This is a genomic window from Methanosarcina spelaei (assembly GCF_002287235.1).
Taxonomy (GTDB): Archaea; Halobacteriota; Methanosarcinia; order Methanosarcinales; family Methanosarcinaceae; genus Methanosarcina; species Methanosarcina spelaei.
This window is the reverse complement of the sequence record NZ_LMVP01000439.1, coordinates 1-346: the sequence shown is the minus strand read 5'-3', so window position 1 is coordinate 346 and position 346 is coordinate 1. Positions and strand designations below refer to the sequence as shown.

Below are 346 nucleotides of genomic sequence, written 5' to 3'. Positions count from 1 at the left end.
CTTTAGGACAGCAGAATGTGGATATATACCTCATCAAGGAACACAGCCCGAGTTCTCCGGAAAATGAGATTTCATCTGGTATGAGTAAGAGCACTATTAACCTCGAAGATGTCTTAAATAATGATACGGAAGCTTATGTCAAGATACCTGCGACCCTGAACAAAGAAGGAGACCTTACTCCCCTTACACTGGATCCTCTTCAGGCAGGTTACTACTGGATCCTTATAACACATGCAGAAAATGAAACGGTAAAAACCGAATCAGAAAAAGAGATTTATTTGGCAAAATATTTTGAAGTTCTCGAATATCAAATGGAAGCCAGAGCTCCGGATGCCCTTCAAGAAGG

At 41.0% G+C, this 346-nt stretch carries 1 protein-coding gene; it reads left to right on the top strand.

What is annotated here, in order from left to right:
• The coding region (locus ASJ81_RS15990; RefSeq protein WP_141241775.1) for a TIGR04279 domain-containing protein at positions 1 to 346 on the top strand (346 nt) is incomplete at both ends.